The sequence below is a fragment of the Streptococcus sp. GMD4S genome, assembly GCF_000296955.1.
Genome location: NZ_AJRE01000045.1, coordinates 1 through 21823 on the forward strand (window position 1 = coordinate 1; position 21823 = coordinate 21823).

The 21823-nt window shown below is 43.2% G+C and carries 19 protein-coding genes and 1 other RNA gene; 18 read left to right on the forward strand and 2 right to left on the reverse strand.

The annotated features are described in order from the left end of the window. The coding region (locus GMD4S_RS04570; RefSeq protein WP_000320054.1) for an SIALI-17 repeat-containing surface protein at window positions 1-3411 on the forward strand (3411 nt) is incomplete at its 5' end. A 167-nt stretch (window positions 3412-3578) separates the two neighbouring features. On the opposite strand, the gene pbp1a is transcribed toward GMD4S_RS04570, so the two are convergent. Together pbp1a and recU are read right to left on the reverse strand one after the other, a co-directional pair. Continuing rightward, the gene (gene pbp1a / locus GMD4S_RS04575) at window positions 3579-5747 is read right to left on the reverse strand and encodes a penicillin-binding protein PBP1A (RefSeq protein WP_001041840.1); all 2169 of its coding nucleotides are present in this window, start codon (window positions 5745-5747) and stop codon (window positions 3579-3581) included. Continuing rightward, window positions 5744-6340 (reverse strand): Holliday junction resolvase RecU, encoded by a 597-nt coding sequence (gene recU, locus GMD4S_RS04580; RefSeq protein ID WP_000248755.1) that lies wholly within the window; start codon window positions 6338-6340, stop codon window positions 5744-5746. Before recU ends, pbp1a begins: the two co-directional genes overlap by 4 nt. A 66-nt stretch (window positions 6341-6406) precedes the next feature. Between recU and GMD4S_RS04585 the strand changes: the two genes are divergently transcribed. The 17 genes from GMD4S_RS04585 to GMD4S_RS04660 all read left to right on the forward strand — a co-directional run bounded on the left by GMD4S_RS04585 (window position 6407) and on the right by GMD4S_RS04660 (window position 21726). Then, window positions 6407-6934, forward strand: a complete 528-nt coding sequence (locus GMD4S_RS04585) for a DUF1273 domain-containing protein (RefSeq protein ID WP_000199580.1) — start codon at window positions 6407-6409, stop codon at window positions 6932-6934. A gap of 69 nt (window positions 6935-7003) precedes the next feature. Then, a complete protein-coding gene (gene gpsB, locus GMD4S_RS04590; protein ID WP_000146523.1) occupies window positions 7004-7333 on the forward strand; it encodes a cell division regulator GpsB in 330 nt (109 codons plus the stop codon). A 20-nt stretch (window positions 7334-7353) separates the two neighbouring features. Continuing rightward, window positions 7354-7735: RNase P RNA component class B (gene rnpB / locus GMD4S_RS12860), an RNA gene on the forward strand. 83 nt (window positions 7736-7818) lie between these two features. Beyond that, window positions 7819-8976 (forward strand): THUMP domain-containing class I SAM-dependent RNA methyltransferase, encoded by a 1158-nt coding sequence (locus tag GMD4S_RS04595; protein WP_000662899.1) that lies wholly within the window; start codon window positions 7819-7821, stop codon window positions 8974-8976. A 12-nt stretch (window positions 8977-8988) separates the two neighbouring features. Continuing rightward, entirely contained in the window at window positions 8989-10434 is a 1446-nt protein-coding gene (mapZ, locus tag GMD4S_RS04600; RefSeq protein WP_000039246.1) for a cell division site-positioning protein MapZ, read from the forward strand. 75 nt (window positions 10435-10509) lie between these two features. Beyond that, complete coding sequence (gene gndA / locus GMD4S_RS04605) at window positions 10510-11934, forward strand: NADP-dependent phosphogluconate dehydrogenase (protein WP_000158763.1); 1425 nt, start codon at window positions 10510-10512, stop codon at window positions 11932-11934. Window positions 11935-11945: 11 nt separating this feature from the next. Then, on the forward strand, window positions 11946-12635 hold the full coding sequence (locus GMD4S_RS04610) for a response regulator transcription factor (RefSeq protein ID WP_000517998.1): 690 nt from the start codon (window positions 11946-11948) through the stop codon (window positions 12633-12635). A gap of 99 nt (window positions 12636-12734) precedes the next feature. Continuing rightward, window positions 12735-13619, forward strand: a complete 885-nt coding sequence (locus GMD4S_RS04615) for an N-acetylmuramoyl-L-alanine amidase family protein (protein ID WP_008275060.1) — start codon at window positions 12735-12737, stop codon at window positions 13617-13619. Between the two features lie 17 nt (window positions 13620-13636). After that, complete coding sequence (gene cbpC / locus GMD4S_RS04620) at window positions 13637-14656, forward strand: choline-binding protein CbpC (RefSeq protein WP_000771065.1); 1020 nt, start codon at window positions 13637-13639, stop codon at window positions 14654-14656. Between the two features lie 117 nt (window positions 14657-14773). Continuing rightward, on the forward strand, window positions 14774-15652 hold the full coding sequence (mvk, locus tag GMD4S_RS04625; RefSeq protein ID WP_000163294.1) for a mevalonate kinase: 879 nt from the start codon (window positions 14774-14776) through the stop codon (window positions 15650-15652). After that, complete coding sequence (gene mvaD / locus GMD4S_RS04630; RefSeq protein ID WP_000375374.1) at window positions 15634-16587, forward strand: diphosphomevalonate decarboxylase; 954 nt, start codon at window positions 15634-15636, stop codon at window positions 16585-16587. The genes mvk and mvaD overlap by 19 nt, the downstream gene beginning before the upstream one ends. Next, window positions 16574-17581 carry a phosphomevalonate kinase gene (locus GMD4S_RS04635; RefSeq protein ID WP_000562445.1) on the forward strand — a complete coding sequence of 336 codons (1008 nt, stop codon included), beginning with the start codon at window positions 16574-16576 and terminating at the stop codon, window positions 17579-17581. The genes mvaD and GMD4S_RS04635 overlap by 14 nt, the downstream gene beginning before the upstream one ends. Continuing rightward, on the forward strand, window positions 17565-18566 hold the full coding sequence (gene fni / locus GMD4S_RS04640; RefSeq protein ID WP_000210647.1) for a type 2 isopentenyl-diphosphate Delta-isomerase: 1002 nt from the start codon (window positions 17565-17567) through the stop codon (window positions 18564-18566). Before GMD4S_RS04635 ends, fni begins: the two co-directional genes overlap by 17 nt. Window positions 18567-18732: 166 nt before the next feature. Continuing rightward, window positions 18733-19431, forward strand: coding sequence for a cell wall-active antibiotics response protein LiaF (gene liaF / locus GMD4S_RS04645; RefSeq protein ID WP_000714487.1), 699 nt, complete (start codon window positions 18733-18735; stop codon window positions 19429-19431). Then, on the forward strand, window positions 19428-20426 hold the full coding sequence (locus GMD4S_RS04650; protein WP_000744929.1) for a sensor histidine kinase: 999 nt from the start codon (window positions 19428-19430) through the stop codon (window positions 20424-20426). Before liaF ends, GMD4S_RS04650 begins: the two co-directional genes overlap by 4 nt. Before the next feature lie 10 nt (window positions 20427-20436). After that, window positions 20437-21069: a response regulator transcription factor gene (locus GMD4S_RS04655; RefSeq protein ID WP_000698451.1), complete on the forward strand. Its 633-nt coding sequence runs from the start codon at window positions 20437-20439 to the stop codon at window positions 21067-21069. Then, window positions 21070-21726 (forward strand): DNA alkylation repair protein, encoded by a 657-nt coding sequence (locus GMD4S_RS04660; RefSeq protein ID WP_000050038.1) that lies wholly within the window; start codon window positions 21070-21072, stop codon window positions 21724-21726. Window positions 21727-21823: the final 97 nt, after the last annotated feature.

Here is a 21823-nt window from a genome sequence, read left to right on the forward strand (position 1 = left end):
ACCTATCGCCCCGTTTCACTTTGGATTAACTGGCCTGTAACAGATAACTCTAAACAACACTTGATTCTAGGTGGTGGTGAGAAATTCCTTCATCCAAATGTGGATCCTAGCTTGCTGTCTGGTATCATGTTGAACCCAATGCAACAGTCTGAACCATCTAAGATTGCCCTCTTTTCAGGAGCTCAATACTCATGGAAACAGTGGAAATCAGAAGAAGAAGCTAAGAAAATCAATGATATTGCCTTCAACTTTGTAGAAAATGGTCATTTTGAAGATAGCAAGGTATCGGCAGCCTTCCGTGAACTTGGTAAGCACATGATCAACCAAAACATGGATAATCGTGTCGTCAAACTAGAAGAATCGGTAGACTTAGCTCCAAAATTAACAGACTTCATGACCAAGCTCAAAGCAGGTCAGGATGTGACTGCCGAACGTGCAGCCTTGCGTGCAGAATTTGCCAAGATTAAAGAAGCAGCCGAACTCTATAAAGCATCAGGCGATAAAAAAATGGTTGCCCAAATCCACTATTGGTTGGATAATGCAATCGATCAAATGAATGCTCTCGATGCCTTCCTTACAGGAACTGAAGCCATGGCTACAAACGATGCAGCCAAACTTTGGGATAGCTACTATAAAGGTTTGAAATTGTACGAACAGTCTCAAACTCACACCTTCCATTATGTAGACCATATGGAAAGAGCTGAATTGGGTGTTCAACATATTCGTCCATTTATCCTATCCCTGAAAGAAGTTCTGGCATCTGAAGTTCAAAAAGTCTTGCATCCAGATCAAATCATCAGTACCTTTATCACCAATCGAACAGGTGTAGAAGGTGGTTTAGCAGAAGTAACGGATGGCGATTTGGCAACTCATGCGATTATTAAATCACCAAATAGCATCAAGACAGGTGATTATATCGGTATGAAATTCAACAAGCCAGTAGCGATTCAAACCTTGACCTTTGCTATGGGAACGCAGGCAAATCCACGTGATACCTTTAGTAAGGCAGAAGTGCAGTATCTAGATGAAAATGACAACTGGGTAACCTTGAAAGAGCCAAGCTATGTCGGAAATGAATCCCTGCTTAAGTTTGAGAATCTCAACATCAAGGCCAAAGCAGTTCGCATGATTGCGACAGCAGACCGCGAGAACACTTGGTTTGCAGTTCAGGAAATTGCAGTCAACCGTCCAGTTGAAAAAGCTCGTAGCCAACAAGCAACGACAGTTAGTCTAAGCTCAAACTTAGTTTACAAACTAAATACCTCAGCCCGTCAAATCACTGATGGCAAGGACAATACAGAAGCCATGATGGCAAATGCTGACGGTAGCAATACGACACCAGTAGATGCTTGGGCACAACTTGACCTCGGTGAAGTCAAGTCAGTCACTAAAGTACGACTTCGCCAAGGAACGGGTGATAAGCTTGCCACAGGTGTGCTTGAGTATTCTACAGACGGTACTACTTGGCAGGAACTCGATCGCTTGTCAGGTGAGCAAACCAAGGAAGTGACTAGAGCGATCAATGCTCGTTACATCCGAGTCCGCAATACCAAGGCACTCGACCTCTGGTGGCGTATCCAGGACTTCTCTGTTGAGACACGCTCTGGAAACAGCGAGTTAACAGACACCAACGTTGACGCCTTGAAGGAAACACCAGTAGTGGATAGCTTGGGCAGTTACGAGCTTCAAATTCCAGCTGGAACCAAACTCCCTGCTCATAGCTATCTAGGTATGAAGCTTGACCGTATCCATCAAATCAAGAGCATCCAGCTCCAAGGTCAGGCTAACCCTGCTCTTACTCTAGAGTACTCTGCAAATGCGCAAGAATGGACGCCGGCTAGCCAGTTGACTGACAGATCTGTAGTGAGCCACTTGGTACGTTATGTTCGTTTGGTCAATAAAACAGATCAGGAACAAGCTGTGACAGCCACTTCTCTCCTTGTGACAACCAAAGAAGTACAACCAACCAAACTAGAATCTACAACAATGGGTATTCATCCAACATACGGAAGCAATGATGTTCGTAAGCTGAACAACCTAGATCAACTATTTGACGGTGTTTACAACAACTTCGTTGAGTTTTCAGACTATGCCCGTAAAGATGGCCACGTAACCTTGAAACTTGGTAGCGAACGCACTATCAAGAAGATCAGAGCCTACATCCAAGACGGAACTCAAAACTACCTTCGTGATGGTAAGATTCAAGTCAGCCAAGACGGTAAAACTTGGACTGATGTCGTGACAGTAGGAGATGGTGTGGCCAATAGCACACACGATGATTCATTGACAGATGGTTGGACACATGATTCTAAGATGCCAGGAAATCGCTATATCGAGGGTAAATTGGCGACACCAGTCAAAGCTAACTATCTCCGTGTCCTCTATACAGCAGACTATGATGCCCGTTTTGTAGGCTTTACAGAATTGGTCATCAACGATGGTGAATTTGTCAAACCAATCAATGATCCAACAGTAGAAGGAAGTAGTGGAGAAAGCCAAGGCAACCTTTATAATAATCTTGTAGACGGCAAAGTCTTGACCAGCTACAAGTCTGAAAAAGACAAGGGCGAATTGGTGTATCACTTGTCTGAACCAACCAAAGCTAACCACCTTCGTCTCGTTTCCAGTCTTCCTGAAGGAGCTAAGGCACGTGTTCTTGCTAGAACACTCAAGGATGGTCAAGACAGTTGGCTAGACCTCGGTGCCATTACATCTAGTCTCCAAACCTTCGCTATCCGAAATGGTGGCTCTCTTCTAGACGTCAAATTAGTCTGGGAAGGTGGCAAGGCTGAGTTTTATGAATTGGCGAGCTTCTATCAAGAATTAACAGAAGAACCTGTTCAATCAAGCAAGGGTGAAGAACCAGCACCCGTTCTTGAGGTTCCTGAATTCACAGGTGGTGTCAATGCAGTTGAAGCCCTAGTACATGAACTTCCAGAGTACACAGGCGCATTAGCAACAGTAGGAGACCAAACTGCTCCAACAGTAGAGAAACCTGAGTTCAAGGGTGGTGTCAATGCAGTTGAAGCCCTAGTACATGAACTTCCAGAGTACACAGGCCCCGTAGCGACAGTAGGTGACCAAGCTGCTCCAACAGTAGAGAAACCTGAGTTCAAGGGTGGTGTCAATGCAGTGATGGCTCTAGTGCATGAATTGCCAGAATACACAGGCCCGCTAGCAACAGTAGGAGGCCAAGCAGCTCCAACAGTAGAAAAACCTGAGTTTAAACTTAGCACTCTAGTTTCTGATCAAGGTAAGACTCCAGATCATAAACAAGAAATTGCTAGACAAGAAACAGCAAAACAGAGCTTGCCAGCAACAGGTGAGAGTCAATCTGACACAGCCCTCTTCCTAGCAGGTGTTAGCCTAGCCCTATCTGCTCTCTTTGTAGCAAAAACAAAGAAAGACTAGTATTTAGTAAAACCTCTTAACAAGATTACGAAATCCGTTTCCTATCTTTCCCAATGAGGTTTATAGTACAGAAAAAGCCTGAGAAGACATCTTCTCAGGCTTTTGTTAAGCACATAAATGCAATAGTGCTATGAAAAAATCACCCAGAAAACTCTGGGTGATAAATGTTATGGTTGTGCTGGTTGAGGATTCTGATTTTGGTTCTGGTTTTGTTGACCAGGCGTTGTATTTGGTTGCTGGTTATTGGTATTATTGTTTGCACTATTATTCGTGCTTGGAGTAGTTGAGCTTGACTGTGAAGTTGAACTTTCTGATGTCGAGCTCGAACTTTCTGGTGTTGGGGCCTGTTGCGGAGCAGGAGCAGTCCATGCAGAACGAGCACCGTTTTTAAAGACGAACTCACCACTTCGGTAGAGGCCTTCTGGCATGGTCCAGTCGCCAGGGTTGTTATCCTCAGACAGATAAGTCATCATTGAACGGTAGACCTTAGCTGCAACATAGAAGCCATCACCAACGATAGGAGTAAGGCGGTTTGAGTAACCTGTCCACACAGCCATTGAATATTTGCGAGTATAACCAACAAACATTTCGTCTGGAGCTACATAACCAGTATTTTTGATGTAGTTTTCAATTTCATCGTCTGTATAGTTTGATGTACCAGTCTTACCAGCTTGAGGTAGCCAAGGGAGATAAGCACCACGACCCGTTCCGTATGCTAAGACAGTCTTCATCATTTCTGTCATCATATAGGCGGTCGTCTCTTTCATGGCACGAGTACCAGGATCAGCGTATTCTTTTGAGCTACCATCGCTAAAGACGATTTTATTGATATACATTGGTTTATGGTAGATACCACCGTTAGCAAAAGCAGCGTAAGCAGCAGCCATTTTCTCACTACTTGCTCCGTACTTTTTGTTTGACTCAGTCGTGTTACTTGAAATCGCGTTGGCATAGTGCATATCCGGATAGTCAATACCGATTCCATTTAGGAAGGTCTTGGCTCTATCCAAACCGACTTTGTTCAAGGTTTCTACGGCTGTAACGTTCCGTGATTGTTGGAGCGCATATTGGATGGTGATGTTTCCAAAATAACTTCTATCCCAGTTGTAAACAGGGGTATCTGTTCCAGGATAGTTGTAAGGAACATCATGTACAATCGAAGCAGTTGAGTCGTAGATGTCATACTCCAAGGCAGGAGCATAGTCTGTGATCGGCTTCATGGTAGAACCCCAGTCACGGTTGGTTTCAACAGCTTGGTTGATTCCGAAGGAAACATTGCTTGATTGGTGACGAGAACCTAACTGAGCAATAACTTTCCCATTTGTCACATCCACAATCGTTGAAGCTACTTGCATTTCATCGTCAGGATAGTTGACATACTCGTCGGTATTGTAGATATCCCAGAGATGTTGTTGAACTTTAGGATCAACGTTGGTGTAGACGTCCATACCAGTTGTTAAGAGGTTGTAGCCTGTTTCTTGTTCGACTTGATCGATTACCTCTTTGAGATAGTTGTCCATGTATGGAGGATAACTATTAGCTGATTTTAGACTTTGAAGTCCATCTGTAATCGGAGTATTAATCGCTTTTTCATATTGCTCAGCTGAAATGTAACCTTGCCCCTTCATCTCAGAGAGGACGAGATTACGACGTTCTTGAGCAGCTTCTGGATGCGAGTATGGATCATACTGGTTTGGAGCCTGAGGCATACCAGCAAGGAGAGCCAGTTGAGGAATACTTAGATCTTTGAGATCCTTGCCATAGTAACTTTGGGCAGCTGTCTGCATTCCGTAATTACCGTTTGACATGTAAACCTTGTTGATGTAGTAGGTCAAGATCTCTTGTTTAGTCGCTTTTTGTTCTAACTGAACGGCTAACCAAGCTTCCTGAGCCTTACGAGAAAGAGTTTGATCAGAAGTTGACGTAGAGAAATAGGTTAACTTGATCAACTGCTGTGTCAAGGTGGAAGCTCCTTGCAGACCTCCACCACCACGAAGGTTTCGTAGGGTAGCACCTAGGATACGGATCGTGTCGATTCCTCGGTGATTAAAGAAGCGATGGTCCTCAATCGAAACAATAGCGTTGACCAAATCGGTCGGTATTTCGTTTGCTTGGGCATTGACTCGACGTTCCGATCCAAGATCAGCGATAAGCTCGTCATTGCTATCATAGATCTTACTTGACGTTGTAGCAACTAGTTTACTTTCAGAAAGTTCGGGAGCCTTGCTAACATAGTAGAGGAAGAGACCTCCACCAAGCATTACAGCTGCGATAAATACAGTTAAGAGACTGATACTGACATACTTAGCTATTCGCAGAAAAGTTTGTTTGTTCATCTTGTTTTACCACCTAGTAAATGTTCTTTGATAATGTCGAGGTAGGGAATTTGAGGAAAGGCACCAGGCTCAATCCTATATCCATTTTCTCGAATATATCCAAGTGGCATTGACTTCTGTCCCTTATCTTGATGATAGAAACGGATGAGGTCAATAGCCGGCAATAAGTAGGTTTCTTGCTGAGAAGAAAAGTGAAGGAGTACAAAGCAGATTCCTTGCTGGGCAAGGACTTGTTCCATATGCTGGATCTGATGGAGATGAAAATTCTTCATCGGTATCGCATGTTTTTGCCTGGTTTCCTTTGCTTCAAAGTCGATGTAGTATCCATCATAAACCCCTGAATAGTCAGTAGTTGAGGCTTGTCTAAAGTAGGCTTCAACGATCTTGGCACGACTTCGTTGGGGATAGTCGACACGTACGATTTGGATGGGAGTCGGTTTCTTATGAATAACAGCTAACCCATGCGACAAATAGTAGTCGTTCGTAGCATTGATCATCTTTTCAAAAGACATTCCCCGATTTGCGAAATTTTTAGTTTGTGACAGGAGTGCTTGCCTCTTTTGAGATGAAATTTTATGTGGATAGTTGACCATAATTCTCCTTATTGGTACAATAACATCACTCTATTATATCATAAATTTACAAAGAAAGGGTTAAAAATGACATCAGCCTTGATTTTAGGCTATTCAGCCTTCGACCTTGGTCTCTTTAATGACAAGGATATTCGCGTTGATATTATCAAAACAGCCATTCGGAGAGACCTGGAACGTCTAGCAGAGGATGGGGTGACCTGGCTTGTCTTTACAGGGACTTTGGGCTTTGAGTACTGGGCGCTTCAGGTAGCGAAAGACATGAAAGCAGACTATGGATTTCAGCTGGCGACCATTTTTGATTTTGAAACCCATGGCAGTAATTGGAATGAAGCAAATCAAGCGAAATTGAGTGAGTTCAAGCTAGTTGATTTTGTCAAATACGCCTATCCACAATATGAGCACAAGGGACAATTACGCGATTATCAGAAATTTCTGCTGGAAAATACAGATACTTGTTACCTTTTTTACGACGAAGAAAACGAAACCAAGTTACGATATTTTTACCAAATGATGAAAAATCAAGCGGACTATGTTACAAGAAGATTAACATTTGAGGACTTGAATGAAATAGTAGAAAATTTTTCTGAAAAGTAAGCCTTTGACCTTGATTTTTACTTGTCTTTTTTTATATAATAATACTAGCAACCCAGAATGGAGAGAGACATGGCAAGTATTATATTTTCAGCGAAAGATATTTTTGAACAAGAATTTGGACGTGAAGTACGTGGATACAGCAAAGCAGAGGTAGATGAATTCCTAGACGATGTGATTAAGGATTATGAAACCTACGCAGCTTTGGTCAAATCCCTTCGTCAAGAGATTGCTGATTTGAAGGAAGAATTATCTCATAAACCACAGGTAGCGCCAACTCAACCAGATTCTATTGAAGTAACAGCTTCTACTTCAATGACAAACTTTGATATTTTGAAACGCTTAAATCGTCTCGAAAAAGAAGTATTTGGTAAGCAAATCTTAGACAACCAAGATTTATAATTGACTAAGGAATGAGTGCAATTTTTGGATAATCGCGTGAAGAGTTTCTCTTTTCATGAGGAAAGTCCATGCTAGCACAGGCTGTGATGCCTGTAGTGTTTGTGCTAGGCGAATCCATAAGCCTAGGGACGAGAAATCGTTACGGCAGTCGAAATGGCTAAGTCTTCGGATAGGTCAGAATAGGCTTGAAAGTGCCACAGTGACGGAGTCTTTCTGGAAACAGAGAGAGTGGAACGCGGTAAACCCCTCAAGCTAGCAACCCAAATTTTGGTCGGGGCATGGAGTGCACGGAAACGAACGTAGTACTCTGACTGCTAGCAGATTTATGCTGTTAGCGGTAGACAGATGATTATCGAAGGAAGTGGTCCTAGTCACTTCTGGAACAAAACATGGCTTATAGAAAATTGCATATAGGTTGGGGCTGAGAAATCTTTCTCAACCTCATTTTTTAAAGTGAACAAGAGAAAGGTCTTGCAAGACTAGAAATGAAAGAACAATTTAATATAATCGCAACTGCTGCGGCGGGTCTTGAGGCTGTCGTTGGACGTGAGGTGCGAGACCTTGGTTATGATTGCCAGGTTGAAAATGGGCGTGTCCGCTTTCAAGGAGATGTGAAGGCAATCATCGAGACCAATCTTTGGCTTCGTGCAGCGGATCGCATCAAGATTGTAGTCGGAAGTTTTCCTGCTAAGACTTTTGAAGAGCTTTTTCAAGGTGTTTTTGCTCTAGATTGGGAAAACTATCTCCCGCTAGGAGCACGTTTCCCGATATCAAAGGCAAAATGTGTGAAGTCTAAACTCCACAACGAGCCTAGTGTTCAGGCTATTTCCAAGAAGGCTGTTGTGAAGAAATTACAAAAACACTATGCCCGCCCAGAAGGAGTTCCCTTGATGGAGACTGGTCCCGAGTTTAAGATCGAGGTATCTATCCTGAAAGATGTGGCAACTGTCATGATTGACACGACAGGATCCAGTCTCTTTAAACGTGGTTATCGTACGGAAAAGGGTGGAGCGCCAATCAAGGAAAATATGGCGGCGGCCATTTTACAACTATCTAATTGGTATCCAGACAAGCCCTTGATTGATCCGACCTGTGGTTCAGGAACTTTCTGTATCGAGGCGGCTATGATTGCTAGAAAGATGGCTCCAGGACTTCGCCGTTCCTTTGCTTTTGAAGAATGGAACTGGGTCAGCGATCGGCTAATCCAGGAGGTTCGCACAGAGGCGGCTAAGAAAATGGATCGTGAACTTGAGCTGGACATTATGGGCTGTGATATCGATGCTCGCATGGTGGAAATTGCCAAGGCAAATGCTCAAGCAGCAGGTGTCGCAGGTGATATCACCTTTAAGCAAATGCGGGTGCAGGACTTACGCACAGACAAGATTAATGGCGTTATCATTTCCAATCCACCATATGGGGAACGTTTGTCTGATGATGCAGGAGTTACCAAGCTCTATGCTGAGATGGGACAGGTCTTTGCACCACTGAAAACGTGGAGTAAGTTTATCCTGACAAGTGACGAAGCTTTTGAAAGTAAGTACGGAAGTCCAGCTGATAAAAAACGAAAACTCTATAATGGGACCTTAAAAGTGGATTTGTATCAATACTTTGGTCAGCGTGTCAAACGCCAAGAGGTAAAATAGAAAGGTGAACTCATGAGTAAGAAAAGACGTGATCGTCATAAAAAAGGACATCAAGAACCACAATTCGACTTTGACGAAGCAAAAGACTTGACTGTTGGTCAAGTCATTCGTAAGAATGAAGAGGTGGAGGCTGGAGTATTGCCTGAGGACAGTATCTTAGACAAATACATCAAACAACACCGTGAAGAGATTGAAGCTGACAAGTTTGAAACTCGTCAGTTTAAAAAAGAAGAACTGACTTCTACTCAAAACCTAGAGGAAATGATCCAAGAAGTTCGTGAATCAAGTGAATCTTCTGATCAGGTAGACGATTCAGACCTGGTTGCTGAGGAATCTATTGAAGAGATAGAAAATGAAGAGACTACTCAGTTTGTTCCACCACTTCAAGATGAAGAAAATGCTGAAATAGAGCCTCTCGTTTTAACAGAAACAGAGCCCAAGCAAATAAATGAGGAACAAGAAGAGGAGACCTATACACCTCTATCACGTTCGGCTCAAACAGAACCTGAAACAGGCTCTAAGAAGAAAGGTGTCATCATCATTGCTTCGGTAGTAGCTGCAATCCTTGTGCTTGCTGGAACATATTATGTCTACCGTCAAGTATCTCGTTCAAACCAAGAAATCCAGTCTTCTCAATCAGCCTCTTCGGATGATCAAGGGACACAAACAGCTTTGAAAGACTTCAATGATCTCTATGATACTTTCTATACAGATGCTAATAAGACTGCTCTGAAAAACAGCCAGTTTGATAAATTGAGCCAACTGAAAACCTTGCTAGATAAGTTAGAAGGTAGCCGTGATTATACACTAGCTAAGTCAAGATATGATAGCCTAGCAACTCAAATCAAGGCCATTCAAGATGTTAATGCCCTCTTTGAAAGCCCAGCTATTACGGACGGTGTCTTGGATACCAATGCGAAAGCCAAAGCGGACGCTAAATTTACAGAAATTAAGACAGGCAACACAGAACTAGACAAACTCTTGGATAAGGCCATTAGTCTTGGCAAGAGCCAACAAACCAGTGCTTCCAGCTCAAGTTCAAGCTCTAGCACGAGTCAAGCAAGCTCAAGTTCAGCTACAGAAAGCAATGCAAGCGGTACGACACCTTCAACCAGCACTACGGCACCAGCTAGAGACACAAATGGTGGTTTGTCTGGCGATGGGGTTAATCTTCAAAGAAGTGCTAGTCGTGTACCGTACAACCAATCAGCTGTAGATGATAGCAACAACCCTGCTTGGACCTTTGCGGATGGTGTATTGGAACAAGTCCTAGCAACATCACGTGCTCGTGGCTATATCACTGGGAATCAATATATCCTAGAACGTGTCAATATCGTAAACGGAAATGGTTATTACAACCTCTATAAACCAGATGGAACCTATCTCTTCACCCTCAACTGTAAGACAGGTTACTTTGTAGGGAATGGTTCTGGTCATGCAGATGACTTGGACTACTAGGACTCCGTTACAAAATTCTTTCCTTTCATAGGTAAAAATGATAAAATAAAACATATTAAACAAGAGGAGTGTCACATGACAAAAGCTAACTTTGGTGTCGTTGGTATGGCCGTAATGGGTCGTAACCTTGCCCTAAATATCGAATCTCGTGGTTATACAGTTGCCATTTACAACCGTAGTAAAGAAAAAACAGAAGACGTAATTGCTTGCCATCCTGAAAAGAACTTTGTGCCAAGCTATGACGTGGAAAGCTTTGTAAACTCAATCGAAAAACCTCGTCGTATCATGCTGATGGTTCAAGCAGGACCTGGTACAGACGCAACTATCCAAGCTCTTCTTCCCCACCTTGACAAGGGTGATATCTTGATCGATGGAGGAAACACTTTCTACAAAGATACTATCCGTCGTAATGAAGAACTAGCAAACTCAGGGATCAACTTTATCGGTACAGGTGTTTCTGGTGGTGAAAAGGGTGCCCTTGAAGGTCCTTCTATCATGCCTGGTGGACAAAAAGAAGCCTACGAATTGGTAGCTGATGTTCTTGAAGAAATCTCTGCAAAAGCACCAGAAGATGGAAAACCATGTGTGACTTACATCGGTCCTGATGGAGCTGGTCACTATGTGAAGATGGTCCACAACGGTATCGAGTATGGTGATATGCAATTGATCGCAGAAAGCTATGACTTGATGCAACACTTGCTTGGCCTTTCTGCAGAAGATATGGCTGCAATCTTTACTGAGTGGAACAAGGGAGAGTTGGACAGCTACTTGATCGAAATCACAGCTGATATCTTGAGCCGTAAAGACGATGAAGGTCAAGATGGACCAATCGTAGACTACATCCTGGATGCTGCAGGAAACAAAGGAACTGGTAAATGGACTAGCCAATCAGCTCTTGACCTTGGTGTGCCATTGTCACTGATTACTGAGTCAGTATTTGCCCGCTACATCTCCACATACAAAGAAGAGCGTGTACATGCTAGCAAGGTCCTTCCAAAACCAGCTGATTTCAAATTTGAAGGTGACAAAGCTGAGTTGATCGAAAAGATCCGTCAAGCCCTTTACTTCTCAAAAATCATTTCATACGCACAAGGTTTTGCTCAATTGCGTGTAGCTTCTAAAGAAAACAACTGGAACTTGCCATTTGCGGACATCGCCTCTATCTGGCGTGATGGCTGTATCATCCGTTCTCGTTTCTTGCAAAAGATCACAGATGCCTACAACCGCGATGCTGATCTTGCTAACCTTCTCTTGGATGAGTACTTCTTGGATGTTACTGCCAAGTACCAACAAGCAGTGCGCGATATCGTAGCTCTTGCTGTTCAAGCTGGTGTACCAGTGCCAACTTTCTCAGCAGCTATTACTTACTTTGATAGCTACCGTTCAGCAGACCTTCCAGCTAACTTGATCCAAGCGCAACGTGACTACTTTGGTGCCCACACTTACCAACGTAAAGACAAAGAAGGAACATTCCACTACTCTTGGTATGACGAAAAATAAGTAGGTCTGCCATGGGGAAACGGATTTTATTACTTGAGAAAGAACGAAATCTCGCTCATTTTCTCAGTCTGGAACTCCAAAAAGAGCAATACCGTGTTGATCTGGTCGAGGAGGGGCTAAAAGCCCTCTCCATGGCTCTCCAGACAGATTATGACTTGATTTTACTGAATGCTCGTCTGGGGGATATGACGGCCCAGGATTTTGCAGAGAGGCTGAGTCGGACAAAACCTGCCTCAGTGATTATGGTCTTGGACCATCGCGAAGAATTGCAAGACCAGATTGAGACAATCCAGCGCTTCGCCGTTTCTTACATCTATAAGCCAGTGATTATTGATCAGCTGGTGGCTCGTATTTCAGCGATTTTCCGAGGTCGGGACTTTATCGACCAACACTGTAGTCAGATGAAGGTCCCAACGTCTTACCGCAATTTGCGTATGGATGTAGAACATCATACCGTTTATCGTGGCGAGGAGATGATTGCTCTAACGCGCCGTGAGTATGACCTTTTGGCTACTCTCATGGGAAGCAAGAAGGTCTTGACTCGTGAGCAGTTGTTGGAAAGTGTCTGGAAGTACGAAAGTGCGACAGAAACCAATATCGTGGATGTTTATATCCGTTATCTACGTAGCAAGCTTGATGTAAAAGGTCAAAAAAGCTACATTAAAACCGTGCGTGGTGTTGGGTACACCATGCAAGAATAGAAAAGCAGTTGCAGTTGTGTAACTGCTTTTTTTGAGAAATTTCTATATATTGACATACAATAAAGTCTTTGCTACAATCAGTTATGGAGGAAAGATCTAATGAAAAGATTTAAAATAATGATGCAAGTTGGACTAGCCGTCTTTTTCTTTGCTTTGCTAGCGACAAGCACCGTCTTTGCGGATGATGCTGATTCAGAAGGCTGGCAATTTGTCCAAGAAAATGGTAGAACCTACTACAAGAAGGGTGACATCAAAGAAACGGACTGGCGAGTGATTGATGGCAAGACCTATTATTTTGATTATAATGGTGAAATGGTTGTTGGTTGGCAATACATTCCAATGCCAGTTAAAGGATATACAATTGGTCCTTACCCTAATGGCATAAGATTAGAAGGTTCCCCAATGCCAGAGTGGTACTACTTCGATAAAAATGGAGTGCTACAAGAGTTTGTTGGTTGGAAAGCATTAGAGATTAAAACTAAAGACAGTGTTGGAAGAAAGTATGGGGAAAAACGTACAAATCCGGAAGATAAAGAAGAGAAGAGTTTTTACACGAACTATTACTTTAATCAAAATCATTCTTTAAAGACAGGTTGGCTTTATGACCAGTCTAATTGGTATTATCTAGCTAAAACGGAAATTAATGGAGAAAACTATATTGGTGGTGAAAGACGTGCAGGTTGGATAAACGATGGTTCAGCTTGGTACTATCTAGATCCAACAACTGGTATCATGCAAACTGGTTGGAAGCAACTTGGCAATAAGTGGTACTACCTCCGTTCATCAGGAGCTATGACAACTGGTTGGGTGAAAGATGGTTCAACTTGGTACTACCTAAATGCAAGTAATGGAGATATGAAGACAGGTTGGACAAAAGTAAATGGAAACTGGTATTATCTCAATTCCTCTGGAGCAATGGTTACAGGTAGCCAAACTATCGATGGTAAAGTTTATAACTTTGCTTCATCTGGTGAGTGGATTTAATGTTGGAGGAGATACAAATGAAGCTTTTGAAAAAAATGATGCAAGTCGCACTAGCAACATTTTTCTTTGGTTTGCTAGCTACTAATACTGTATTTGCGGACATAACAGGTGGCCAATTTGTTGATAAGGATAATAGAAAATATTATGTAAAAGATGATCATAAAGCAATCTATTGGCATAAAATAGACGGTAAAACTTACTATTTTGGTGATAAAGGAGAAATGGTAGTTGGATGGCAATACTTAGAAATTCCTGGAACAGGTTATCGTGATAATTTATTAGATAACCAACCAGTTAATGAAATCGGACTCCAACAAAAATGGTATTATTTTAGCTCAGATGGTGCTTTGCTAGAACAAACAGATAAACAAGTACTAGAGGCAAAAACGTCTGAAAATACAGGAAAAGTATATGGTGAACAATATCCTCCATCTCCTGAAAAGAGAACTTATTATTTTGATAATAATTATGCTGTAAAGACAGGTTGGACTTATGAAGACGGTAATTGGTATTATTTAAATAAGCTAGGAATTTCTGGCGATGATTCTTACAATCCACTACCAATTGGTGAAGTTGCTAAGGGTTGGACTCAAGATTTCCATGTTACTTTTGGTATTGATAGAAGCAAACCTGCTCCGTGGTACTACTTAGATCCAACAACTGGCATCATGCAAACAGGTTGGCAACATCTTGGTAATAAATGGTACTATCTCCGTTCATCAGGAGCCATGGCAACTGGTTGGTATCAGGAAGGCTCAACTTGGTACTATTTAGATGCTGAAAATGGTGATATGAAAACGGGCTGGCAATACCTTGGGAACAAGTGGTACTACCTCCGTTCATCAGGATCTATGGCGACTGGCTGGTATCAGGAAGGCTCGACTTGGTATTATCTAAACGCAAGTAATGGCGATATGAAGACAGGCTGGTTCCAGGTTAATGGCAAATGGTACTACGCTTATAGTTCAGGTGCCTTAGCAGTGAATACGACTGTAGAAGGCTATTCTGTCGACTATAATGGCGAATGGGTTCAATAATGAAAGAGGCGATTGTGAAGGAAACAATCGCTTTTTTTGTGAAAATATAATAAAATAGATAGGAGAAAATACTACTGTATGAAATGAGACGGTCTTTCCGTCTGGTTAAAGGAAAACATGACAAAAAAAGTTGGTGTCGGTCAGGCACATAGTAAGATTATTTTAATAGGGGAGCATGCGGTAGTCTACGGCTATCCTGCTATTTCTCTGCCTCTCATAGAGGTGGAAGTGACTTGTAAGGTGGTCCCTGCTGAAAGCCCGTGGCGTCTTTATGAGGAGGATACCTTGTCCATGGCAGTTTATGCTTCGCTGGAGTATTTGGATATCAAAGAAGCCTGCATTCGATGTGTGATTGACTCGGCTATCCCTGAAAAACGGGGAATGGGTTCGTCAGCTGCTATCAGCATAGCAGCTATTCGTGCGGTATTTGACTACTACCAAGCCGACCTGCCTCATGATGTATTGGAAATCCTGGTCAATCGGGCTGAGATGATTGCCCATATGAATCCGAGTGGTTTGGATGCTAAGACCTGTCTCAGCGACAAGCCTATTCGCTTTATCAAGAACCTTGGATTTACAGAGCTTAAGATGGATCTATCCGCTTATTTGGTCATTGCAGATACGGGCGTGTATGGTCACACTCGTGAAGCTATCCAAGTAGTTCAAAGCAAGGGGAAGGATGCCCTACCGTTTTTGCATGCCTTGGGAGAATTGACCCAGCAGGCAGAAGATGCGATAAAAACAAAAGATGCTGAAAAACTGGGACAAATCCTCAGTCAAGCGCATTTACATTTAAAAGAAATTGGTGTCAGCAGCCCTGAGGCAGATTCCCTCGTTGAAACGGCTCTTAGCTACGGAGCTCTGGGTGCCAAGATGAGCGGTGGTGGGCTAGGAGGCTGTATTATCGCCTTGGCAGCCAATCTGGATCAAGCAGAAGAACTAGCAAAACGATTAGAAGAGAAAGGAGCTGTTCAGACATGGATCGAAAGCCTGTAACAGTACGTTCCTACGCAAATATTGCCATTATCAAATACTGGGGAAAGAAAAAAGAAAAAGAGATGGTTCCTGCTACTAGCAGTATCTCTCTGACTTTGGAAAATATGTATACAGAGACGACCTTGTCGCCTCTACAAGCCCATGCGACGGCGGATGCCTTTTATATCAATGGTCAGCTCCAAAATGAGGCGGAGCATGCCAAGATGAGCAAAATCATCGACCGCTATCGTCCAGCAGGTGAGGGTTTTGTCCGTATCGATACCCAAAACAACATGCCGACTGCAGCGGGTTTATCCTCCAGTTCTAGCGGTTTGTCCGCCTTGGTCAAGGCTTGCAATGCTTATTTTCAGCTTGGTTTGAATCGGAGCCAGTTGGCGCAGGAGGCTAAGTTTGCCTCAGGCTCTTCTTCTCGGAGTTTTTATGGACCACTAGGGGCCTGGGACAAGGATAGTGGGGAAATTTACCCTGTAGAGACAGACTTGAAACTAGCCATGATCATGTTGGTGCTAGAGGACAAGAAAAAACCAATCTCTAGCCGTGATGGGATGAAACTCTGTGTGGAAACCTCGACGACCTTTGATGACTGGGTGCGTCAGTCTGAGAAAGATTATCAAGATATGCTGCTTTATCTCAAGGAAAATGACTTTACCAAAGTTGGGGAATTGACTGAGAAAAATGCCCTAGCCATGCACGCTACGACCAAAACTGCTAGTCCAGCCTTTTCATATCTGACGGATGCGACTTATGAGGCCATGGACTTTGTCCGTCAACTTCGTGAGCAAGGGGAAGCCTGTTACTTTACCATGGATGCTGGCCCCAATGTCAAGGTTCTCTGTCAGGAGAAAGACTTGGAGCATTTGTCAGAAGTCTTTGGTCAACGTTACCGCTTGATTGTGTCAAAAACAAAGGATTTGAGCCAAGATGATTGCTGTTAAAACTTGCGGAAAACTTTATTGGGCAGGTGAATATGCTATTCTAGAGCCAGGGCAGATGGCCTTGATAAAGGCCATCCCCATCTATATGAAGGCTGAGATTGCTTTTTCTGACAGCTACCGTATCTACTCAGATCTGTTTGATTTTGCAGTGGACTTGACGCCAAATCCTGACTACAGTTTGATTCAAGAAACGATTGCTTTAGTGGGAGATTTCCTCGTTTATCGTGGGCAAACCTTGAGACCTTTTTCTTTGGAAATCCGTGGCAAAATGGAACGGGAAGGCAAAAAGTTTGGTCTGGGTTCTAGTGGTAGCGTCGTTGTCTTGGTGATCAAGGCCCTGCTGGCTCTGTATAATCTTTCAATTGATCAGGATCTCTTATTCAAGCTGGCTAGCGCGGTCTTACTCAAGCGAGGCGACAATGGCTCTATGGGAGACCTTGCCTGTATTGTGGCAGAGGATTTGGTTCTCTACCAGTCTTTTGATCGAAAGAAGATAGCTACTTGGTTGGAAGAAGAAAGCTTGGCAACAGTTTTGGAGCGTGCTTGGGGCTTTTCTATCTCACAAGTAAAACCAGGTCTAGAATGTGATTTCCTAGTTGGATGGACCAAGGAAGTAGCCGTATCGAGTCAAATGGTCCAGCAAATCAAGCGAAACATAGACCAGAATTTTTTAAGTTCCTCAAAAGCAACGGTTGCTGCTTTGGTAGAAGCCTTGGAGCAGGGGAATGCAGAAAAAATTATCGAGCAGGTGGAAACAGCCAGTCAGCTTTTAGAAGGCTTGAGCCTAGATATATACACACCTTCGCTGAGACAGTTGAAAGAAGCCAGTCAAGATTTGCAGGCTGTTGCCAAGAGTAGTGGCGCTGGTGGTGGTGACTGTGGGATTGCCTTGAGTTTTGATGAGCAATCAACTGAAACCTTAAAAAATCGTTGGGCCGATCTGGAGATTGAGCTCTTATACCAAGAAAGGATAGGACATGACGACAAATCGTAAGGATGAGCACATCCGCTATGCCCTTGAGCAGAAAAGTTCCTATAACAGCTTTGATGAGGTGGAGTTGATTCATTCTTCCTTGCCTCTTTACGACCTGGATGAAATCGATCTTTCCACAGAATTTGCTGGTCGAAAGTGGGATTTTCCTTTTTATATCAATGCCATGACAGGTGGAAGTGATAAAGGACGAGAAATCAATCAAAAACTAGCTCAGGTGGCGGAAGCCTGTGGGATTTTGTTCGTGACGGGTTCTTATAGCGCAGCCCTCAAGGATCCTACAGATGATTCATTTTCTGTCAAGTCTAGCCATCCAAATCTCCTTCTTGGAACCAATATTGGCTTGGACAAGCCTGTTGAGTTGGGACTTCAGACTGTGCAAGAGATGAATCCTCTTCTTTTACAAGTGCACGTCAATGTTATGCAGGAATTGCTCATGCCAGAGGGAGAAAGAAAGTTTCGAAGCTGGCAATCGCATCTGGCAGACTATAGCAAGCAAATCCCCGTTCCTATTATTCTCAAGGAAGTAGGTTTTGGGATGGATGTGAAGACCATCGAACGAGCCTATGAATTGGGTGTTCGAACGGTTGACCTGTCGGGTCGTGGTGGTACCAGCTTTGCTTATATCGAAAACCGTCGCAGTGGTCAGCGTGATTACCTCAATCAATGGGGCCAGTCCACCATGCAAGCCCTCCTCAATGCCCAAGACTGGAAAGAAAAGGTCGAACTCTTGGTCAGCGGAGGGGTTCGAAATCCTCTTGATATGATTAAGTGCCTGGTCTTTGGTGCCAAGGCTATAGGACTGTCACGTACCGTTCTTGAGTTGATTGAAACCTACTCCGTCGAAGAGGTGATTAGCATTGTCCAAGGCTGGAAAGAAGATTTACGCTTGATCATGTGTGCCCTTAACTGTGCCACCATAGCGGATCTGCAAAACGTAGACTATATTCTTTATGGTAAACTAAAAGAAGCAAAAGATCAGATGTAGTGAGGTCGGGACAAGAATCCCGCCCTTTTTTGTAGCCTTTTGTCAACTGTGGTGAGTTGATGAAACCTAGCTTCTACGAGCGATTTCTGTCCCATCGCCTTTTTCCATCCTCAGACCGAGGTGACTTTTTTGAATTGTGATAAAATAGAAGGGAGAGGATGCGTCTATGAAAAAATTTCAAATCTTTTTATTTATCGAAGCCTGTCTCTTGACGGGAGCTCTGATTTTGATGGTATCAGAGCATTTTTCGCGTTTTCTGCTGATTCTATTCCTCTTTTTGCTTTTGCTTCGTTATTATACAGGTAAAGAGGGCAACAACGTTTTCCTCCTTGTAGCAACCATTCTTTTCTTTTTCATCGTCATGCTCAATCCCTTTGTGATTTTAGCCATCTTTGTAGCGGTCATATACAGTCTCTTTCTTCTCTATCCGATGATGAATCAAGAAAGAGAGGAGACCGACTTGGTCTTTGAAGAGGTGGTAACGGTGAAAAATGAACGCAATCCTTGGTTTGGCAATCTCCATCATTTTTCTAGCCACCAGACCTGCCAATTTGATGATATCAACCTCTTTCGCCTCATGGGCAAGGACACCATTCATTTGGAAAGAGTTATCCTAACCAATCATGACAATGTCATTATCCTTAGAAAGATGATCGGAACGACTAGGATTATCGTACCTGTAGATGTGGAAATCAGTCTCAGTGTCAACTGCCTCTATGGAGATCTTACCTTCCTTCATCAGCCTAAGCGAGCCCTTCGTAATGAACATTATCATCAGGAAACCAGAGACTACCTCAAGAGTAACAAGAGCGTCAAGATTTTCCTAACTACTATGGTTGGCGATGTGGAGGTGGTCAGAGGATGAAAAAGCAATCTTATCTGTTAATCGGCCTGACTTCTTTCCTCTTTATCCTCTTTTTGACTAATAGTTTACTTGATATTTTTGAACTAGACTGGTCCTATTTGCTACGGGATATCGAGAAAACAGAGAAACTCATCTTCTTGATCTTGGTCTTTAGCCTTTCCATGACATTCTTTTTTGTCCTCTTTTGGCGCGTGATAGAAGAAGTCTCTCGCAGAAAAATGCAAGTCAATCTCAAGCGACTGCTAGCAGGAAAAGAGGTGGTTGCCTTTGCAGATCCAGACTTGGATGCTAGTTTTAAGTCCTTGTCTGGCAAGCTCAACCTCTTGACAGAGGCTGTTCAAAAGGCTGAAAATCAAAGCCTGGTCAAGGAAGAAGCAATCATCGAGAAGGAACGAAAGCGGATTGCACGTGACTTGCACGATACAGTTAGTCAGGAGTTGTTTGCGGCTCATATGATTTTATCAGGTGTCAGCCAGCAGGCTTTGAAGCTGGATAGAGAAAAGATGCAGACCCAGTTGCAAAGTGTTGCAGCTATCCTTGAAACAGCCCAGAAAGATTTGCGGGTCTTGCTCCTACATTTGCGACCTGTTGAGTTGGAAGAGAAGAGTTTGGTTGAGGGGATTCAAATCCTCTTAAAAGAGCTAGAGGACAAGAGTGATCTCAAGGTTAGTCTCAAGCAGAATGTGTCTAAATTGCCCAAGAAGATTGAAGAGCATATCTTTCGTATTTTGCAGGAGTTGATCAGCAATACCCTCCGCCATGCCCAGGCATCTTGCTTAGATGTCTACCTCTATCAGACAGATGTTGAATTGCAACTAAAGGTGGTGGACAATGGGATTGGCTTCCAGTTAGGGAGTTTAGATGACTTGAGTTATGGACTGCGAAACATCAAGGAGCGGGTTGAAGATATGGCAGGAACGGTTCAACTCTTGACAGCACCTAAGCAAGGACTGGCGGTCGATATCCGTATTCCCCTGCTAGACAAGGAATCATAAAGGAGTAGAGATGAAAATTTTACTGGTAGATGACCATGAAATGGTCCGATTGGGCTTGAAAAGCTATTTTAATCTCCAAGACGATGTGGAAGTTGTGGGCGAGGCTGCCAATGGGGCTCAAGGTATTGAGTTGGCCTTGGAACTGCGTCCAGATGTCATTGTCATGGATATTGTCATGCCTGAGATGAATGGGATTGATGCAACCCTGGCTATTCTCAAAGAATGGCCTGAAGCCAAGATTTTGATTGTGACCTCTTACCTAGACAATGAAAAAATCATGCCTGTCTTGAATGCGGGTGCCAAAGGTTATATGCTCAAGACTTCTAGTGCAGACGAATTGCTGCACGCTGTTCGTAAGGTTGCTGCTGGAGAGCTTGCTATTGAACAAGAGGTCAGCAAGAAGGTCGAATACCACCGCAATCATATGGAACTTCATGAGGATCTGACTGCGCGTGAACGAGATGTGCTTCAACTGATTGCCAAGGGCTACGAAAATCAGCGCATTGCAGATGAACTCTTTATCTCCCTCAAGACGGTCAAGACCCATGTATCCAACATTCTAGCCAAGCTTGAGGTCAGCGATCGCACCCAGGCTGCGGTCTATGCCTTTCAACACCACTTGGTAGGGCGGGAGGACTTTTAGATGAGTCTTGCAGATTTACTTGAGGAGCTAGAAGCGGCGAAAGATCCTGAGAAAGCAGGCCCAATGGAAGCCTATATGCGATACCAATTTTCCTTTTTAGGTATTGCAGCTCCTGAAAGAAATGCCCTCTACAAAAAATACTTTCCAAGTGCGAAAAAAACAAAGCTCATCTATTGGGATTTTGTAGACACTTGCTGGGAAAAGGATGCTAGAGAATATCAATATGTGGCTGCCAACTATTTGAAAGCTATGCAGTCTTATTTGACGGAGAACGATTTGCCTAAGCTTGAGCGTCTAGTCGTAACCAAATCCTGGTGGGACACAGTAGATATCCTAGACCGAGTAGTAGGAAGTTTGGTATATGACAAGCCAGAACTGGGAGAAATCATCCTCAAATGGAGCCTATCAGACAATATCTGGCTGAGGCGAGTCGCTATTGACCACCAGTTGTTAAGAAAAGAGAAGACGGATGTTCAACTAATGGAAAAGATCCTGCTCAATAATCTGGACCAGACCGAATTTTTTATCAACAAAGCCATCGGTTGGGCCCTAAGAGACTACTCCAAAACCAATCCGGAATGGGTAGCAAGCTTCATCGAAAAAAACAGGGAAAGAATGGCTGAACTCAGTATCAGGGAAGCAAGCAAGTACCTTTAGCATCATTGAAAAGCGCATTCATTACTTGAAAATTAACCGTGGTTTATGCTATAATAGACTGTATTTAAAAAATTTTAAGGAGAAATGACAGAATGTC

Excerpts from the sequence above, each read along its gene's own strand:
- pbp1a (WP_001041840.1), bottom strand. The coding sequence starts at position 5,747 with ATGAACAAACAAACTTTTCTGCGAATAGCTAAGTATGTCAGTATCAGT.
- recU (WP_000248755.1), bottom strand. The coding sequence starts at position 6,340 with ATGGTCAACTATCCACATAAAATTTCATCTCAAAAGAGGCAAGCACTC.
- GMD4S_RS04585 (WP_000199580.1), top strand. The coding sequence starts at position 6,407 with ATGACATCAGCCTTGATTTTAGGCTATTCAGCCTTCGACCTTGGTCTC.
- gpsB (WP_000146523.1), top strand. The coding sequence starts at position 7,004 with ATGGCAAGTATTATATTTTCAGCGAAAGATATTTTTGAACAAGAATTT.
- GMD4S_RS04595 (WP_000662899.1), top strand. The coding sequence starts at position 7,819 with ATGAAAGAACAATTTAATATAATCGCAACTGCTGCGGCGGGTCTTGAG.
- mapZ (WP_000039246.1), top strand. The coding sequence starts at position 8,989 with ATGAGTAAGAAAAGACGTGATCGTCATAAAAAAGGACATCAAGAACCA.
- gndA (WP_000158763.1), top strand. The coding sequence starts at position 10,510 with ATGACAAAAGCTAACTTTGGTGTCGTTGGTATGGCCGTAATGGGTCGT.
- GMD4S_RS04610 (WP_000517998.1), top strand. The coding sequence starts at position 11,946 with ATGGGGAAACGGATTTTATTACTTGAGAAAGAACGAAATCTCGCTCAT.
- GMD4S_RS04615 (WP_008275060.1), top strand. The coding sequence starts at position 12,735 with ATGAAAAGATTTAAAATAATGATGCAAGTTGGACTAGCCGTCTTTTTC.
- cbpC (WP_000771065.1), top strand. The coding sequence starts at position 13,637 with ATGAAGCTTTTGAAAAAAATGATGCAAGTCGCACTAGCAACATTTTTC.
- mvk (WP_000163294.1), top strand. The coding sequence starts at position 14,774 with ATGACAAAAAAAGTTGGTGTCGGTCAGGCACATAGTAAGATTATTTTA.
- mvaD (WP_000375374.1), top strand. The coding sequence starts at position 15,634 with ATGGATCGAAAGCCTGTAACAGTACGTTCCTACGCAAATATTGCCATT.
- GMD4S_RS04635 (WP_000562445.1), top strand. The coding sequence starts at position 16,574 with ATGATTGCTGTTAAAACTTGCGGAAAACTTTATTGGGCAGGTGAATAT.
- fni (WP_000210647.1), top strand. The coding sequence starts at position 17,565 with ATGACGACAAATCGTAAGGATGAGCACATCCGCTATGCCCTTGAGCAG.
- liaF (WP_000714487.1), top strand. The coding sequence starts at position 18,733 with ATGAAAAAATTTCAAATCTTTTTATTTATCGAAGCCTGTCTCTTGACG.
- GMD4S_RS04650 (WP_000744929.1), top strand. The coding sequence starts at position 19,428 with ATGAAAAAGCAATCTTATCTGTTAATCGGCCTGACTTCTTTCCTCTTT.
- GMD4S_RS04655 (WP_000698451.1), top strand. The coding sequence starts at position 20,437 with ATGAAAATTTTACTGGTAGATGACCATGAAATGGTCCGATTGGGCTTG.
- GMD4S_RS04660 (WP_000050038.1), top strand. The coding sequence starts at position 21,070 with ATGAGTCTTGCAGATTTACTTGAGGAGCTAGAAGCGGCGAAAGATCCT.